This is a genomic window from Mucilaginibacter sp. FW306-07-L, assembly GCF_058782065.1.
This window is the reverse complement of sequence record NZ_JBYSXI010000002.1, coordinates 265,372-278,854: the sequence shown is the minus strand read 5'-3', so window position 1 is coordinate 278,854 and position 13,483 is coordinate 265,372. Positions and strand designations below refer to the sequence as shown.

11 protein-coding genes are annotated in these 13,483 nt (G+C 44.6%); 4 read left to right on the top strand and 7 right to left on the bottom strand.

Annotation, left to right across the window (positions count from 1 at the left end; genetic code table 11):
• The first annotated feature begins 25 nt into the window (after positions 1-25).
• From AC3WJC_RS11345 to AC3WJC_RS11335, 3 genes are read left to right on the top strand one after another with little or no spacing between them, the layout of a single operon-like run.
• A complete protein-coding gene (locus AC3WJC_RS11345; protein ID WP_492399222.1) occupies positions 26-1,285 on the top strand; it encodes a dihydroorotase in 1,260 nt (419 codons plus the stop codon).
• 6 nt (positions 1,286-1,291) lie between these two features.
• Positions 1,292-1,960: a hypothetical protein gene (locus AC3WJC_RS11340; RefSeq protein WP_492399221.1), complete on the top strand. Its 669-nt coding sequence runs from the start codon at positions 1,292-1,294 to the stop codon at positions 1,958-1,960.
• Positions 1,961-1,980: 20 nt separating this feature from the next.
• Positions 1,981-2,541 (top strand): DUF4199 domain-containing protein, encoded by a 561-nt coding sequence (locus AC3WJC_RS11335; protein ID WP_492399220.1) that lies wholly within the window; start codon positions 1,981-1,983, stop codon positions 2,539-2,541.
• 488 nt (positions 2,542-3,029) lie between these two features.
• Here AC3WJC_RS11335 and rseP read toward each other — a convergent pair whose 3' ends face one another.
• The 7 genes from rseP to AC3WJC_RS11300 all read right to left on the bottom strand — a co-directional run bounded on the left by rseP (position 3,030) and on the right by AC3WJC_RS11300 (position 11,575).
• Positions 3,030-4,358, bottom strand: coding sequence for an RIP metalloprotease RseP (rseP, locus tag AC3WJC_RS11330; RefSeq protein WP_492399219.1), 1,329 nt, complete (start codon positions 4,356-4,358; stop codon positions 3,030-3,032).
• Between the two features lie 13 nt (positions 4,359-4,371).
• On the bottom strand, positions 4,372-5,571 hold the full coding sequence (locus AC3WJC_RS11325; RefSeq protein ID WP_492399218.1) for a 1-deoxy-D-xylulose-5-phosphate reductoisomerase: 1,200 nt from the start codon (positions 5,569-5,571) through the stop codon (positions 4,372-4,374).
• Positions 5,572-5,607: 36 nt separating this feature from the next.
• Positions 5,608-7,107: a GH3 auxin-responsive promoter family protein gene (locus AC3WJC_RS11320; protein ID WP_492399217.1), complete on the bottom strand. Its 1,500-nt coding sequence runs from the start codon at positions 7,105-7,107 to the stop codon at positions 5,608-5,610.
• A 2-nt stretch (positions 7,108-7,109) separates the two neighbouring features.
• Positions 7,110-7,838, bottom strand: a complete 729-nt coding sequence (locus AC3WJC_RS11315; protein ID WP_492399216.1) for a hypothetical protein — start codon at positions 7,836-7,838, stop codon at positions 7,110-7,112.
• Between the two features lie 9 nt (positions 7,839-7,847).
• A complete protein-coding gene (locus AC3WJC_RS11310) occupies positions 7,848-8,819 on the bottom strand; it encodes a glycosyltransferase family 2 protein (protein ID WP_492399215.1) in 972 nt (323 codons plus the stop codon).
• A gap of 152 nt (positions 8,820-8,971) precedes the next feature.
• Positions 8,972-9,922: a glycosyltransferase family 2 protein gene (locus AC3WJC_RS11305; protein WP_492399214.1), complete on the bottom strand. Its 951-nt coding sequence runs from the start codon at positions 9,920-9,922 to the stop codon at positions 8,972-8,974.
• A gap of 150 nt (positions 9,923-10,072) precedes the next feature.
• On the bottom strand, positions 10,073-11,575 hold the full coding sequence (locus AC3WJC_RS11300; protein ID WP_492399213.1) for a malate:quinone oxidoreductase: 1,503 nt from the start codon (positions 11,573-11,575) through the stop codon (positions 10,073-10,075).
• Positions 11,576-12,104: 529 nt separating this feature from the next.
• On the opposite strand from AC3WJC_RS11300, the gene AC3WJC_RS11295 reads away from it, so the two are divergent.
• The gene (locus AC3WJC_RS11295; RefSeq protein WP_492399212.1) at positions 12,105-13,112 is read left to right on the top strand and encodes a glutamine synthetase beta-grasp domain-containing protein; all 1,008 of its coding nucleotides are present in this window, start codon (positions 12,105-12,107) and stop codon (positions 13,110-13,112) included.
• Positions 13,113-13,483: the final 371 nt, after the last annotated feature.

The following is a 13,483-nucleotide window of genomic DNA, read 5'->3' as shown; positions in this document are numbered from 1 at the left end:
CCCAAACTACAATAAAGCAACACTGATGAATTTGCTTATCAAATCTGCCCTCGTTTTACATCCCGAATCCGCTTTTCATAAAAAAACCGTCGATATTTTAATCGCCGATGGCATTATCAAACAAATAGCCGATACCATTACTCATGATTCGGCCGAAGTTATTGATGCCAATGGTGCCGTTATCGCCCCCGGTTTTTTTGATCTTAACTGTAACATAGGTGAGCTTGGTCTTGAAACTAAGGAGGATATCACTACCGGAACGGCCGCTGCCGCCGCCGGTGGTTTTACCGCATTGGCACTGATGCCGGCCACACAGCCCCCTGTACATTCCAAAACAGAGGTTGAATACCTGATCAATCGTGCTAAAGGTAACCTGGTTGATCTGTATCCTTTGGGTACCATATCGCACAAAAGGGAAGGTAAGGACCTTGCCGAGATGTATGATATGTACCGGAGCGGCGCAAAGGCCTTTACTGATGCCACCCGCCCCGTGCAGGATGCCGGCCTGATGGAGCGCGCTATGCTCTATGCCCATGGTTTTGGCGCCAAAGTATTCTCTTACCCCGAGGATGCCGCCATAGCGGGCAAGGCTAAAGTAAACGAAGGTCATATCAGCACATTGCTGGGCATGAAAGGCATACCACCGCTTGCCGAAGAGCTGATGATCGCCCGTGATATTTACCTGGCCGAGTATACCGATTCGAGCATACACTTCAGCACCATATCTGCCGGCAGCTCGGTAAAATTGATCCGCGAAGCCAAAGCAAAAGGGCTTAACGTAACCTGCGATGTTGCCGCGCATCACCTGGTACTTACCGATGAGGTACTGTTAGGCTTTGATAGCCTGTACAAGGTAAAACCACCGCTGCGCACCCAAAAAGATATTGATGCCCTGCTGGAAGGCCTGGCCGACGGTACCATTGATGCCATAGTATCGCAGCATACCCCGCATGAAATTGAGTTTAAGGATGTGGAGTTTGAGATAGCCGAATTCGGTATCATCGGTTTACAAACAGCGTTTTCGTTAGCGGTGCAGGCAGGTTTATCTGCCGAGGTGATCGTTGAAAAGCTGGCCATTAATCCGCGTAAAATATTATCGGTAGCCTTACCGGCGTTTGCCGAAGGTGAGGCCGCCAACCTGGTGTTGTTTGATACCGAAGGAGAGTGGGCGTACAAGCGTGACAACAACTATTCTAAATCGGCCAATTCGCCGTTTATCGGGCAAACATTAAAAGGTAAGGTGTTATTAACCTGTAACAATAAGCAAGTTTATAAATCAAAATAAGCAATTATGATAGATCCTAAAATACAGTCGGCCATTACAGCGGCTTTAAATGCATTTAAGCAATATGGTGGCTTTGATGCCACTACGCTTTCGGGCGATTTTGAGTCGGTATTTTCATCTGACAAGGATTTTTTAGCTAAGGTTGACCTGTTAGATGGCGTATTTGACGACAACCCGCAGTTTGACCCGTTGCGTGAGGTTTTCTTTGACCTGCTGCTGATCAACTTTTTTAGCGCGGATGTTAAGAAACTGGATGAGGATTACCTTGATAGCCCGGAATGGGCCAAGATAGAGGACGAAACCCTTGACCGTGGTACCGAATTGCTAAACGTACTATTGTACCTGAACGAGTGTGCCGACGAAGAAATAGAACCGGGACTGGAAGATTACCTGAAGGAATTTTTACTGGTTGATGAGGACGAGTTTCAGGATGAGCACCGTATTTATGAGCCGATAATCGCCAACCAGATACTGATTGAAGCGCCTTTGGAGGAAATAAATAAGGTGGCAACCAACCTTCCGGCTGATTCAGAGCTGAAAGAGCTGTTTTACCCGATGATGGCTTACTTTCAGGATACTGAACCGGCAGACAGCGTGAAAGCGGCCGTGGCCAAAAACGCTGTGGATGCGGAGTTTGATGTGCCTGTTTATGAAATATTGATTAACTTTAAATAAACCTAAAAATAAATTCAATTATGGCAGATCAAGTAAAATCACCTACTGCGGTAGCCACCAAGTGGGCACTTATTTACATCGTGTTTTCGATTATCCTTACATACGGTTTTGATATGATGGGATTGGAACAGGATTCACCACTGCGTTATTTAAACATGGTATTGTTAATCGTTTTTATCTTTTTAACGCAAAAAGAGTATCGCGATGTACAAGGTGGTTTTATCACATTCGGAAAAGCGTTTAGCGTGGGTTTCCGTTTTGCTGTATTTGCTGGTTTATTAGGTGCTGTGTTTGTATTTCTTTACACTAAAATTTTAGCACCTGAAGTATTTGCAAGGTCACTTGATAAAGCTGAGAGTGATATGGTTGCAAAGGGTATGACTGATGACCAGATAGAAACAGCCATGAACATTACCCGGAAGTACGGACAAATAATAGGCGCTTTCTTCGCTGCTATAGGTACCGCGGTAATTGGTGCTATTATAAGTGTTGTAGGTGCGGCCATTCTCAAAAAAGAACGTTCTCCTTATGATTTTGATGACGCGGCGATTGTAACTGATAAAACTGATCCAACAGTATAACTTCAAAAAAACAATAAATATAAAGCGCTCAATCGGGCGCTTTTTTTATGGAATTAACTTCGCCCCCGGCTCTCACCTAAAGAGCGGGAGCTAAAACCACGTCATTACGAAGTACTCTCTTGAGGATATAACTATAAAACCTTTCGCTCGGGAATTGCTTCGTACCTCGCAATGACGATAACAGTAAGGGTTTGATTACCCTGCAATAGATTTCTCACTATCGCTCGCAATGACAGAAAAATAAAATCCTGTCATTTCGAACGAGGTACGAGGAGAAATCTCTCACTTGATTAAGCTGATCCACCCTCCCCCTAAAGAAGAGGGCACTAAAAAACACGTCATTGCGAGGTACGAAGCAATCTCTTTAGGATATCCATAATACAATCCGCTATGGGATTAATTTGTACTTGCCATGGCGGTATGGACTAAACAAAAAGCGCTGATAGTATTACTCTATCAGCGCTTTTTATAATAGGTTATACAGCCTGTTACTTAGGCAGTATATGTTTAAATATATCATTACCGAAGGCGAACAGCATCAGCGAGATCAGCATCACAAAACCTACCAGTTGCGCGCGCTCCAGGAATTTATCGCTCAATGGCTTGCCTTTAATCATCTCGATGATCAGGAACAGCGCATGGCCACCATCCAGCGCCGGGATAGGCAACAGGTTCATCAATGCCAGTACCATTGACAGGAGGCCGGTAAGGCTCCAAAAACGGGCCCAGTCCCAAACGCCGCCATACAACGTAGCGATGCCTATCGGGCTTGATACCGCCTTACGTGGGTTAACATCACCGGTGAACAGCTTGCCTAAGCCCTTGGCATTATCCTTAAAGGAAGTAATAGCCCGCTCCGCACCTATAGGCAGCGAAGCGAAAAAGCCATAATCAATGGTCTTTTCCGGGATATCAAACTTGTTTTGGAAACCGATGGTACCCTCTTTAGTTACCTGTGAATTTAAAGTTACTGCCTGGCTGCCGCGGTTAACCGTTAAGGCAACCTGCCTGTTTTTATGTTGTTTAAGCTCCTTTTGTAATTCATCCAGATAGGTTACGGGCTTACCGTTTATAGCGGTTATCACATCGCCATGCATAAGGCCTGCTTTTTTAGCGCCGCTGTTGGGTGCAAGGCTGTCAACCCATATTTTAGTACGCGGGTAACGGCTGATGAATTGTTCAATACCCAGGTCAGATACATCATTCAGGATGTTGCTTGGGATGGTAACGTTCAGCTTTTTATCGCCCCGCAAAACATTCAGAGTAGCGTTATCTATCAATACTTTTGAGCTGATCACATCATCAAAACGGTCAACCGGTTTACCATTTATGGCGTAGATCTTATCGCCTGCCCGCAGGCCAATCTTTTCGCCGATGGTGCCCGGTACAATGCCGTATTTAATTTCGCTGTTAGGTATATAGGTTTCGCCGTATTTAACGGTAAGCATCCAAAAAATGAAGATACCCACAATAATATTGACGATGATACCGCCCAGCATAACGATCAATCGCTGCCATGCCGGTTTTGAACGGAACTCCCAGGGCTGCGGTTCGCCTGCCATCTGCTCGGTATCCATTGATTCATCTATCATACCAGCAATTTTAACATAGCCGCCCAAAGGCAGCCAGCCTATGCCGTATTCAACACCTTTATATTTAAATTTAAACAGGCTGAAATTCCATGCATCAAAAAACAGGTAAAATTTTTCAACCTTGATACCGAATGCACGGGCGGCTATAAAGTGCCCAAACTCGTGTAAAATTACCAGGATTGAAAGGCCAAGCAGTAACTGGCCTATCATTACTATTACGTTCATTTATTAATTTGTATCAAATTGTATAAGCCTTTAACGGCAAAGTTTGTATTAAATTTTGTGCTAACAAGCGTGTTTGCCTGTCAGTTTCGAGGTAGTTGTGCAGCGTAGGCGTTTCGGTAAAATCTACTTTTTGCATACAGGCCTCAATAACATCGCTCATGGCTAAAAAGCTGGTTTGCCTGTTTAAAAATGCCGCTACGGCTACCTCATTGGCCGCGTTAACTATACAGGGCATGTTACCGCCTGCCTCCAACGCATCAAATACCAAACCAAGATTACGGAATGTCTTTATGTCAGGTTGTTCAAAGGTAAGCGATGGGTAGTCGGTAAAGCTGAAACGCTTGAAATTATTAGGTATCCGTTCCGGGTAACCTAATGCGTACTGTATGGGCAGTTTCATATCAGGCAGGCCCATTTGCGCCTTTAACGATCCATCCTGAAACTGAACCATAGAGTGAATAATAGATTGCGGATGCACGATCACCTCAATTTGCGAGGGTTGCAGATCAAAAAGCCATTTGGCCTCAACCACTTCCAGGCCTTTATTCATCAGCGATGCCGAATCAATGGTGATCTTGGCACCCATTACCCAGTTGGGATGTTTTAGGGCATCCTCACGGGTAACATTAGCCAGATAAGAGGCATCCCTGCCACGGAATGGCCCGCCAGACGCGGTCAGGATAATTTTTTCGACCGGGTTTTGCTCCTCGCCAACCAGGCATTGAAATATGGCCGAATGCTCAGAATCTACCGGCAGTATTTTTACATGGTGCTCCCTGGCTAATTCGGTGATCAGTTCACCGGCAACCACCAAAGTTTCTTTATTCGCTAACGCTATATCCTTGCCTGCCTTTATGGCGGCAATAGTTGGCTCAAGCCCTGCAAAGCCCACCATGGCGGTAAGCACCATGTGAACATCGGGCAGGGTAACCAGTTCAACAATGGCCTTGTGCCCGGCGTGTACTTGTATCTCGGTTTTTGCCAGTGCTTCCTTTACCTGGGCGTATTTGCTTTCGTCGCAAATGGCAACATGCATCGGGTAAAACTCAAGCGCCTGCTGTATCAGCAGGTCGGCATTGTTATTGGCAGTAAGCAGCACAACCTGAAACAGGTCAGGGTTTTCATCAACCACCTCAAGCGCCTGCGTGCCAATGCTGCCTGTTGAGCCTAAAATGGCTATATTTTTTATTGGAGATATATTATCAAGCATCATCTGTCGCCGTTGAAGATATGCACTTCAATGGCGTTATTAATTAATATACTGTTTCAATTCGTCCGCTATCTTCCTGTCGTTTGCTAGGCGCGGCACTTTATTTTGGCCACCCAGTTTACCCTGCGACCGCATATAATTTATAAAAGTATCCTTTTTTACACTATTGACTATCAATGGCTGCAAAATGTTACCCTCAATGAGGTCAAAATAGTAAATATTTTTCTTTTGCAGAGCCTTGTCTACTTTTAAGGCAAACGCTTTCAGGTCAGCGGGCTCCTTGCCGAACTCCACAAACCACTCATGGTAAGGGAGTTGCCCTGCTTTGGGCGTAACCTGCGGTGCTACGGTAAATTCTACTACATCAAGTCCTTCTTCCCTCGCAACGCTCATCAGCGCGTGCTCCACTTCCTCGCCAATCACATGCTCGCCAAAGGCGGAGATGTAATGTTTGATACGCCCGCTCACCACAATTTTATACGGATCTTTGGAGATAAACTTAACCGTATCACCAATACTGTAACCCCAAAGGCCGGCATTGGTGTTCAATATCAGCGCGTAGTTTTTATCCAGTTCCACATCCGCTAAACTGATGCGCGTTTGGTTATCGTTAAAGTATTCATCCGCAGGAATAAACTCGTAGAACATGCCCAGGTCAACCTGTAACAGCAACCCACGTTCTTTTTGCGAATCCTGGAAAGCGATGAAACCCTCTGAGGCCGGGTAGGTTTCAATAGTATCAATCGCGAAGCCTATGCTTTCTTCCATACGGGCACGGTAGGGCTCGTAGTTAACACCGCCGTATACATATAGCTTAAAGTTCGGAAAAATATCCTTGATCTTTTTACCGCCATGTTTGGCCGAGAGCCGGTCGAAATACATCTGGCACCAGGGTGGAATACCCGATATCAGGCGCATATCAGCCTGGCCGGTTTCTTCCACAATGGCATCCACCTTTTGCTCCCAATCGTCAATACAATTCACCTGGTAGCTTGGCAAGCGGTTTTTTTGCAGGTAGCCCGGTACATGGTGCGCCACAATGCCCGACAGGCGGCCAACCGGCACACCATTTTTTTCGGCCAGCTCCGGGCTGCCTTGTAAAAATATCATTTTGCCATCCACAAATTCGGCACGGCCGGTTTCGTGAATATAGCTGAGCAGGGCGTTACGGGCGGCTTTAATATGCCCAGGCATGCTCTCCTTTGACAGCGGAATGTATTTTACGCCTGATGTAGTGCCCGATGTTTTGGTAAGATACATTGGCTTACCCGGCCAGGTTATATTAGCCTCGCCGGCTACAATGCGTTCAATATAAGGGCGCAGTTCTTCATAATCGCGTACGGGTACCTGCTGCTTAAAATCGGCATAGGTGCGTATCCGGGCAAAATTATGCGCCTTGCCAAATTCGGTATCCTTAGCTTGTTCGATGAGCTTTAAAAAAATTTTTTGTTGCAGGGCTACGGCGTTGCGGCGTTGTTTATTAAGCTGCCGGTTAGCGTAGGCTGCGAATATTTTACTAAGAGTGGCTTTTAAACCCATAATTAGTCGGTTTCGGCAACGTTATCGTCCAGATCCATGTGGCTGTAAACCAGTTTGCGATAGGTAACAGCCAGCACAATATTTACAAAGGGATAGGTAAACAATATTGCTATTGATATAATAGGGTAAAAGTTTGACAGGGCAATAGGGAGCGCGATAAGCAACAAAATTATACCCAGTATGCTTATAATTTTAAGCAGATAGCCCTTGGTAAGCATAAAACTTTGCTTTAATGATTCAAGGGGGCCCGAATGGTCGTCAACAATAAAGGTGTTGAAAAACATGATGCGGAAAGCTAGGTAAAGCCCAACTATGGTACTGAATACCATCACCAGGATTTGCAAGTCCTCATAAGGTTCGAGCATATTAACGCCGATGTTATAGTTGGTAATAATAAAGGCCAGCAAAAACACTACTGCCAAATAACTTAACACCATTTTTATGGTCGGGATGATCTGCGAGAACTCAAACTCATAGTATTCGCTATCTATCACCGTAAATATCAGTTTATACAAACCCAGCGTAGAATAGGCCTGAATAAACAGCATAATAAAGGAGAATATCATGGTCGACGTAAAATCATCCGGCGAAAAGGTAAAGGCCAGAGCCACGGAAAGTACACCTAACAATAAAAAGGTAATAGCCGAATAAACGATGATGGTTACAAAGTTACCCTTTAAAATGTGCCATGAAGTTTTTAAAGTTTCTATAATAGAAAACGGATGGTACATATACAGATGTTAAGCGTTTTTCATGATAACACGTTTCCAGTAATCCTGCATAAAGCCGAAGCCATAAGCCACTAACTGGATGAAGGATGTTATTATGCTCAAAAATGCAATTTTTAAGGATTTATTTACGGTTAAGGCATGAAAAAATATCAACAATATATAAACAGCTAACAAAACATTGCACAGGGCCGCTATTGGTAACAGCAGTAAATTGGCTATGAGCGTAAAGCCCAGCCCAAGCGTAAAAAATGCCGGAAAAAAGTGAACCATTTTTAACTGCTGCGGAAAAAACTTATAAATATTGATACGCGCCCTGCCAAAAAAGTGCAACTGCTTGTAAAACTGCGTAAAGTTGGTGCGCCGCTTATGGTAAACAATGGCATCAGGTATCAACCCGATACTGAAGCCGGCGGTGTGCACCCGGATGCTGTACTCAATATCCTCGCCCAGGCGGGTGATGATGAAGCCGCCAACCCTTTCCCACACCTTGCGCGATAAGCCCATGTTAAAGCTGCGCGGGTGAAACTGTCCGCCCATGTTTTTTTTGTTGCCACGGATGCCCCCGGTGGTAAAAGGGGATGTCATCGAATAACTAATGGCCTTTTGAATAGGGGTGAAGGAACTGTGCGCCGCGTCGGGCCCGCCATACATATCCAGCCAGTTTGTATTAAGGAAGTTATTAACCGTTTCCAGGTAATTGGCCGGGATCAGACAGTCCGAATCAAATATGATGAAGTAATCGCCTTTGGCGCGCTCAAAACCGAAGTTGCGGGTAAAGCCCTGACCTTCGTTGGGTTTAACGTAATAGCTAAGGTCGAGCTTATCTGCAAAACCAGCTACAATACCGGCAGCATCATCCTTTGAGCCATCCTCAATAACCATCACATCAAACTGTTTATACGTTTGTAGCGTGAGTGTTTCCAGCAGTTCTTTAATCTCCTGCGGGCGGTTATATAAAGGTATAATGATGGTATAGTGCATGCTTATTTAATGTGCAAATCTGCGGATTGGCAAATGTGCAGATGTATTTGATAAACTATTTGTAACCTAAGTTGATTGTTTTTTTTTTTGATAATATTAATCGCATATATGGGCATTTTTAACCTGCACATTTGCAAATCACCATTCAAAACCTAAACCGTTTCCTCAACCTGGTAATTGTTGCGTTCGGTTGAGCTGCGGGCAACCAGTTCGGCCACAAAGCCGGTTAAAAACAGTTGCGAACCTACTATGATAGCTACCAGCGCAATGTAAAAAAGCGGATTAGCCGTTGTATCACGATAATGCTCATTACGGGCAATGTGGTAAAGCTTTTCAAATATGATCCACAAAGCCATGGTTAAACCTGTTAAAAAGCTCAGCACACCCATCGTGCCAAAAAAGTGCATTGGGCGTTTGCCAAACTTGCCTACAAAAAATATCGAGAGCAGGTCAAGAAACCCATTAACAAACCTGCTGAGGCCGAATTTGGTTTTGCCATATTTGCGGGCGCGGTGCTCAACCACCTGTTCGCCTATTTTGGTAAAGCCCGCCCATTTAGCCAATACGGGTATGTAGCGGTGCATTTCGCCGTAAACCTCAATGTTTTTAACTACGGTTTTGCGGTAGGCTTTGAGGCCGCAGTTAAAATCGTGCAGGTTATGTATGCCCGACATGCTGCGGGTAGCCGAATTAAACAATTTGGTAGGAATGGTTTTGCTGGGCGGATCATAGCGTTTGGCTTTCCAGCCCGAAATAAGATCGTATTTTTCTTCAACAATACGGCGGTACAGTTCGGGGATCTCATCGGGGCTATCTTGCAAATCAGCATCCATGGTGATCACCACGTTGCCTTGTGCTGCTTCAAAACCTACATTTAAAGCGGCGGATTTACCATAGTTACGCCTGAATTTAACACCCCTTAAATGCGGATTGTTCAGCTTTAGGCGGCAGATCATATCCCACGATCCATCCTTGCTGCCATCATCAACCAGTATCACCTCATAGCTGAATTTATGCTCGTCCATTACGCGGGCTATCCACGAGGTAAGCTCAGGTAACGATTCAACTTCATCATATAAAGGTACAACTACTGATATATCCATTTATTAAGCCCCTGTTTGTAGGCGCTGCAAAAATATAAAAAAAGCGGGAATGGTATTAACTATCAATGTTGCACGTTAGTGGCTTGCCTATGTTATTAAACAAAGGCGCTAAGTTTACACCAAGCGCCCTAAAATTAAAGCTGTAATTATTTACAATATCCCTAACACATTCCCCGTACGCTCACGGGTGGCATCGGCTAACTGTTCGTCGTTTGAGAGGGATTTACCGTAGGATGGTATCATTTGTTTTAGCTTGGCCTGCCATGCGGCTGATTGGGCTTTGTCTTTAAAGCAGCGCTCTATCAGTTGTATCATAATAGGTACCGAGGTTGACGCGCCCGGTGAGGCGCCCAACAGTGCCGAAATGCTGCCATCGGCAGAGGTAACCACTTCTGTACCGAACTCCAGTTTGCCGCCCAGTTTATCATCCTTTTTAACGATCTGTACGCGCTGGCCGGCCATTTCCAGCTTCCAGTCGTTTTGCTGCGCTTGCGGGTAATAATCCTGCAAGGCTTTGAGCCTGTCGGCCGGTGATTGCATTACCTGGCTGATTAGGTATTTGGTCAGCGCCATCTCGTGCAGGCCTACTGAAAGCAGCGGTTTTATATTATGTAGCTTGATAGATTTAAACAGATCAAGCAGTGAGCCTTTCTTTAAAAAGCGGGTTGAAAAACCGGCATAAGGCCCGAATAGTAATTCACGTTTGCCGTTTACCATACGGGTATCCAGGTGCGGTACCGACATAGGCGGCGAACCTACCGAAGCTTTGCCGTAAACCTTGGCGTTATGCTGGGCAACAACCGCCGGGTTAGTACAAACCAGCCATTGCCCGCTCACCGGGAAACCTCCAAAGCCCTTGCTCTCCGGTATGCCCGATTTTTGCAGCAGGGGCAATGCGCCGCCACCAGCGCCTACAAATACAAACTTTGCTTCGAGTGTGCGGGTAGTGCCGGTGTTTTTGTCGGTAACTTTTACCTGCCAGTTGTTATTGTTTTTATTGCGTTTAATATCCTCAACCTCGTGGTTAACGCTCAGGTTAACGCCGGGTTGCGCATTTAATTTATTAAGCAGGGTACGGGTAAGCGCGCCAAAATTAACATCAGTACCTATGCCCATATAAGTGGCTGATACCTTTTCGCCGGGTTGGCGGCCATCCATAATCAGCGGGATCCACTGTTTTAACTGCTGCGCATCATCCGAGTAAAGCATATCCTTAAAAAAGTGGTGCTTTACCAGCGCCTGCTGCCTTTTTTTAAGGTAATCTACATTATCTGCACCCCAAACAAAGCTCATGTGGGGTACTTTGGTGATAAATTCTTTTGGTGAGGAGATGTAACCGGTTTCAACCAGATACGCCCAAAACTCCTTACTGATCTCAAACTGCTCGGCAATTTGTATGGCCTTTTTAATTTCAATGGAGCCATCCGGCTTTTGAGGGGTGTAGTTAAGTTCGCAAAAAGCGGAGTGGCCGGTGCCGGCGTTATTCATCGCGTCAGAACTTTCGGCGGCTGTAACATCAAGCCTTTCAAACAGCTCAATGGTAAGATCGGGCTGGAGCTCTTTAAGCATTACACCTAAGGTAGCGCTCATAATACCTGCGCCAATTAAAATAACATCGGCATAGCTGCCTGCAACACGGTTAGTATTGTTCATTCTCTCTGCAAAAGCCCTTTTTAATATAGCGGGCACCCAAAAAATATTAACTGAATAAAACCAAAACGGTTTTGATTTAAAAAAGGTACCTCAATAATTAATGAGTTGCTGTTTTAAGGGCAGCTTTATTTTTAAATCAGGCAATTTTAATAAAAAAATACAACAACATGCGCTTTATCATAAAACGTAACTACACGTTTACATAAATTTTTATATTTAAATGATATTTACAGCATTTAACCACATCTGTGCAAATATTAGCTGATGTAATTACTTTAAATATAATTGTACTAATATGAAGGGGGAATTTGTTACGGTAATTTATTGTAACGGTTAACTTTGGTATTTAATTGTAACTATTTATTAATTTAAGTTGGATTTATACGTTATTTTCAAAAAAAAGTTAAATTTTTTGTAATATTATTATGTATTCTATAAAAATAAATTAAATTCGCCTCAATAATTAGTTGCGATTTACACCAAACTATTATTGAACCCCAACTATTTTTAAAAAGAAATAAATAAAACAATGGCAAAACTTGAGTACATCTGGCTTGACGGCTACAAACCAACACAAAGCCTGCGCAGCAAAACAAAAATTGAAAAAGATTTTAGCGGTAAATTAGAGGATCTTCCGAACTGGAGCTTTGATGGTTCGTCAACCGAGCAGGCACCAGGCGGCTCGTCAGACTGTATCTTGAAGCCGGTATTTGTTATTCCTGATCCGCAACGTAAAGACGGTTACCTGGTAATGTGCGAAGTACTTGATTCAAAAGGCCAGCCACACGAATCAAACGGCCGTGCTTTGATTCAGGATGATGACAACGATTTTTGGTTCGGTTTTGAGCAGGAGTACTTCCTGTGGGACCCTGCAACCAACAAACCGCTTGGTTTCCCGGCTGGTGGTTATCCAGGTCCGCAAGGCCCGTACTATTGTTCAGTAGGTGCTAACAACGCTTTTGGCCGCGAAATTGTTGAAGAGCACTTAGACGCTTGTTTAGAAGCAGGTTTGAACGTTGAAGGTATCAACGCCGAAGTTGCTGCAGGCCAATGGGAGTTCCAGATCTTCGCTAAAGGCGCTAAAGAAGCCGGTGACCAGATCTGGGTAGCCCGTTATTTGTTAGAAAGAATTGGCGAGAAATACGGAGTATCAATTAACTGGCATTGCAAGCCGCTTGGCCAGCTTGACTGGAACGGTTCAGGTATGCACGCTAACTTCTCAAATACATTATTACGTACCGCTAACAGCAAAGAGAAATTCGAGGCAGTTTGCGAGTCGTTCCGTCCGGCAGTGGCCGAGTGTATCGCGGTTTATGGTGCCGATAACGATCAGCGCTTAACCGGTAAACACGAAACAGCTTCGATCCATGATTTTAGCTATGGCGTGTCTGACCGTGGTGCTTCGATCCGCATCCCGCTTTACGCTGTTGATCACAACTGGAGTGGTTATCTGGAAGATCGTCGTCCTAACTCGGCTGCCGATCCATATAAAGTAGCTGCTGTTATCATCAAAACTGTAAAATCAGCTAAAGTTTAATCTGTAGCTTTTTTATAAATAATTGTCCCCCGGTTTGAAAAAAGCCGGGGGATTTTTTTTACCCCTCCTAAACGGCGAAGCCCTCATGAGCACCGCTAAAATAACGATAGCGAATAATCTCCCGAGGGGGAGGACTTTGAAAATCAAAAGGTTGTCATTTCGAACGAGGAACGAGGAGAAATCTGTCGCTTGGTAAAGAACGCAGGCAGATATCTCGCTATCGCTCGATATGACAGGCTGATAACAAATCAAAAAACACGTTATTGCTTCGTACCTCGCAATAACGTAGAAAAATGTCATTTCGAACGAGGAACGAGGAGAAATCTGTCGCTTGGTAAAGAACGCAGGCAGATATCTCGCTATCGCTCGAT

Excerpts from the sequence above, each read along its gene's own strand:
- AC3WJC_RS11345 (WP_492399222.1), top strand. The coding sequence starts at position 26 with ATGAATTTGCTTATCAAATCTGCCCTCGTTTTACATCCCGAATCCGCT.
- AC3WJC_RS11340 (WP_492399221.1), top strand. The coding sequence starts at position 1,292 with ATGATAGATCCTAAAATACAGTCGGCCATTACAGCGGCTTTAAATGCA.
- AC3WJC_RS11335 (WP_492399220.1), top strand. The coding sequence starts at position 1,981 with ATGGCAGATCAAGTAAAATCACCTACTGCGGTAGCCACCAAGTGGGCA.
- rseP (WP_492399219.1), bottom strand. The coding sequence starts at position 4,358 with ATGAACGTAATAGTAATGATAGGCCAGTTACTGCTTGGCCTTTCAATC.
- AC3WJC_RS11325 (WP_492399218.1), bottom strand. The coding sequence starts at position 5,571 with ATGATGCTTGATAATATATCTCCAATAAAAAATATAGCCATTTTAGGC.
- AC3WJC_RS11320 (WP_492399217.1), bottom strand. The coding sequence starts at position 7,107 with ATGGGTTTAAAAGCCACTCTTAGTAAAATATTCGCAGCCTACGCTAAC.
- AC3WJC_RS11315 (WP_492399216.1), bottom strand. The coding sequence starts at position 7,838 with ATGTACCATCCGTTTTCTATTATAGAAACTTTAAAAACTTCATGGCAC.
- AC3WJC_RS11310 (WP_492399215.1), bottom strand. The coding sequence starts at position 8,819 with ATGCACTATACCATCATTATACCTTTATATAACCGCCCGCAGGAGATT.
- AC3WJC_RS11305 (WP_492399214.1), bottom strand. The coding sequence starts at position 9,922 with ATGGATATATCAGTAGTTGTACCTTTATATGATGAAGTTGAATCGTTA.
- AC3WJC_RS11300 (WP_492399213.1), bottom strand. The coding sequence starts at position 11,575 with ATGAACAATACTAACCGTGTTGCAGGCAGCTATGCCGATGTTATTTTA.
- AC3WJC_RS11295 (WP_492399212.1), top strand. The coding sequence starts at position 12,105 with ATGGCAAAACTTGAGTACATCTGGCTTGACGGCTACAAACCAACACAA.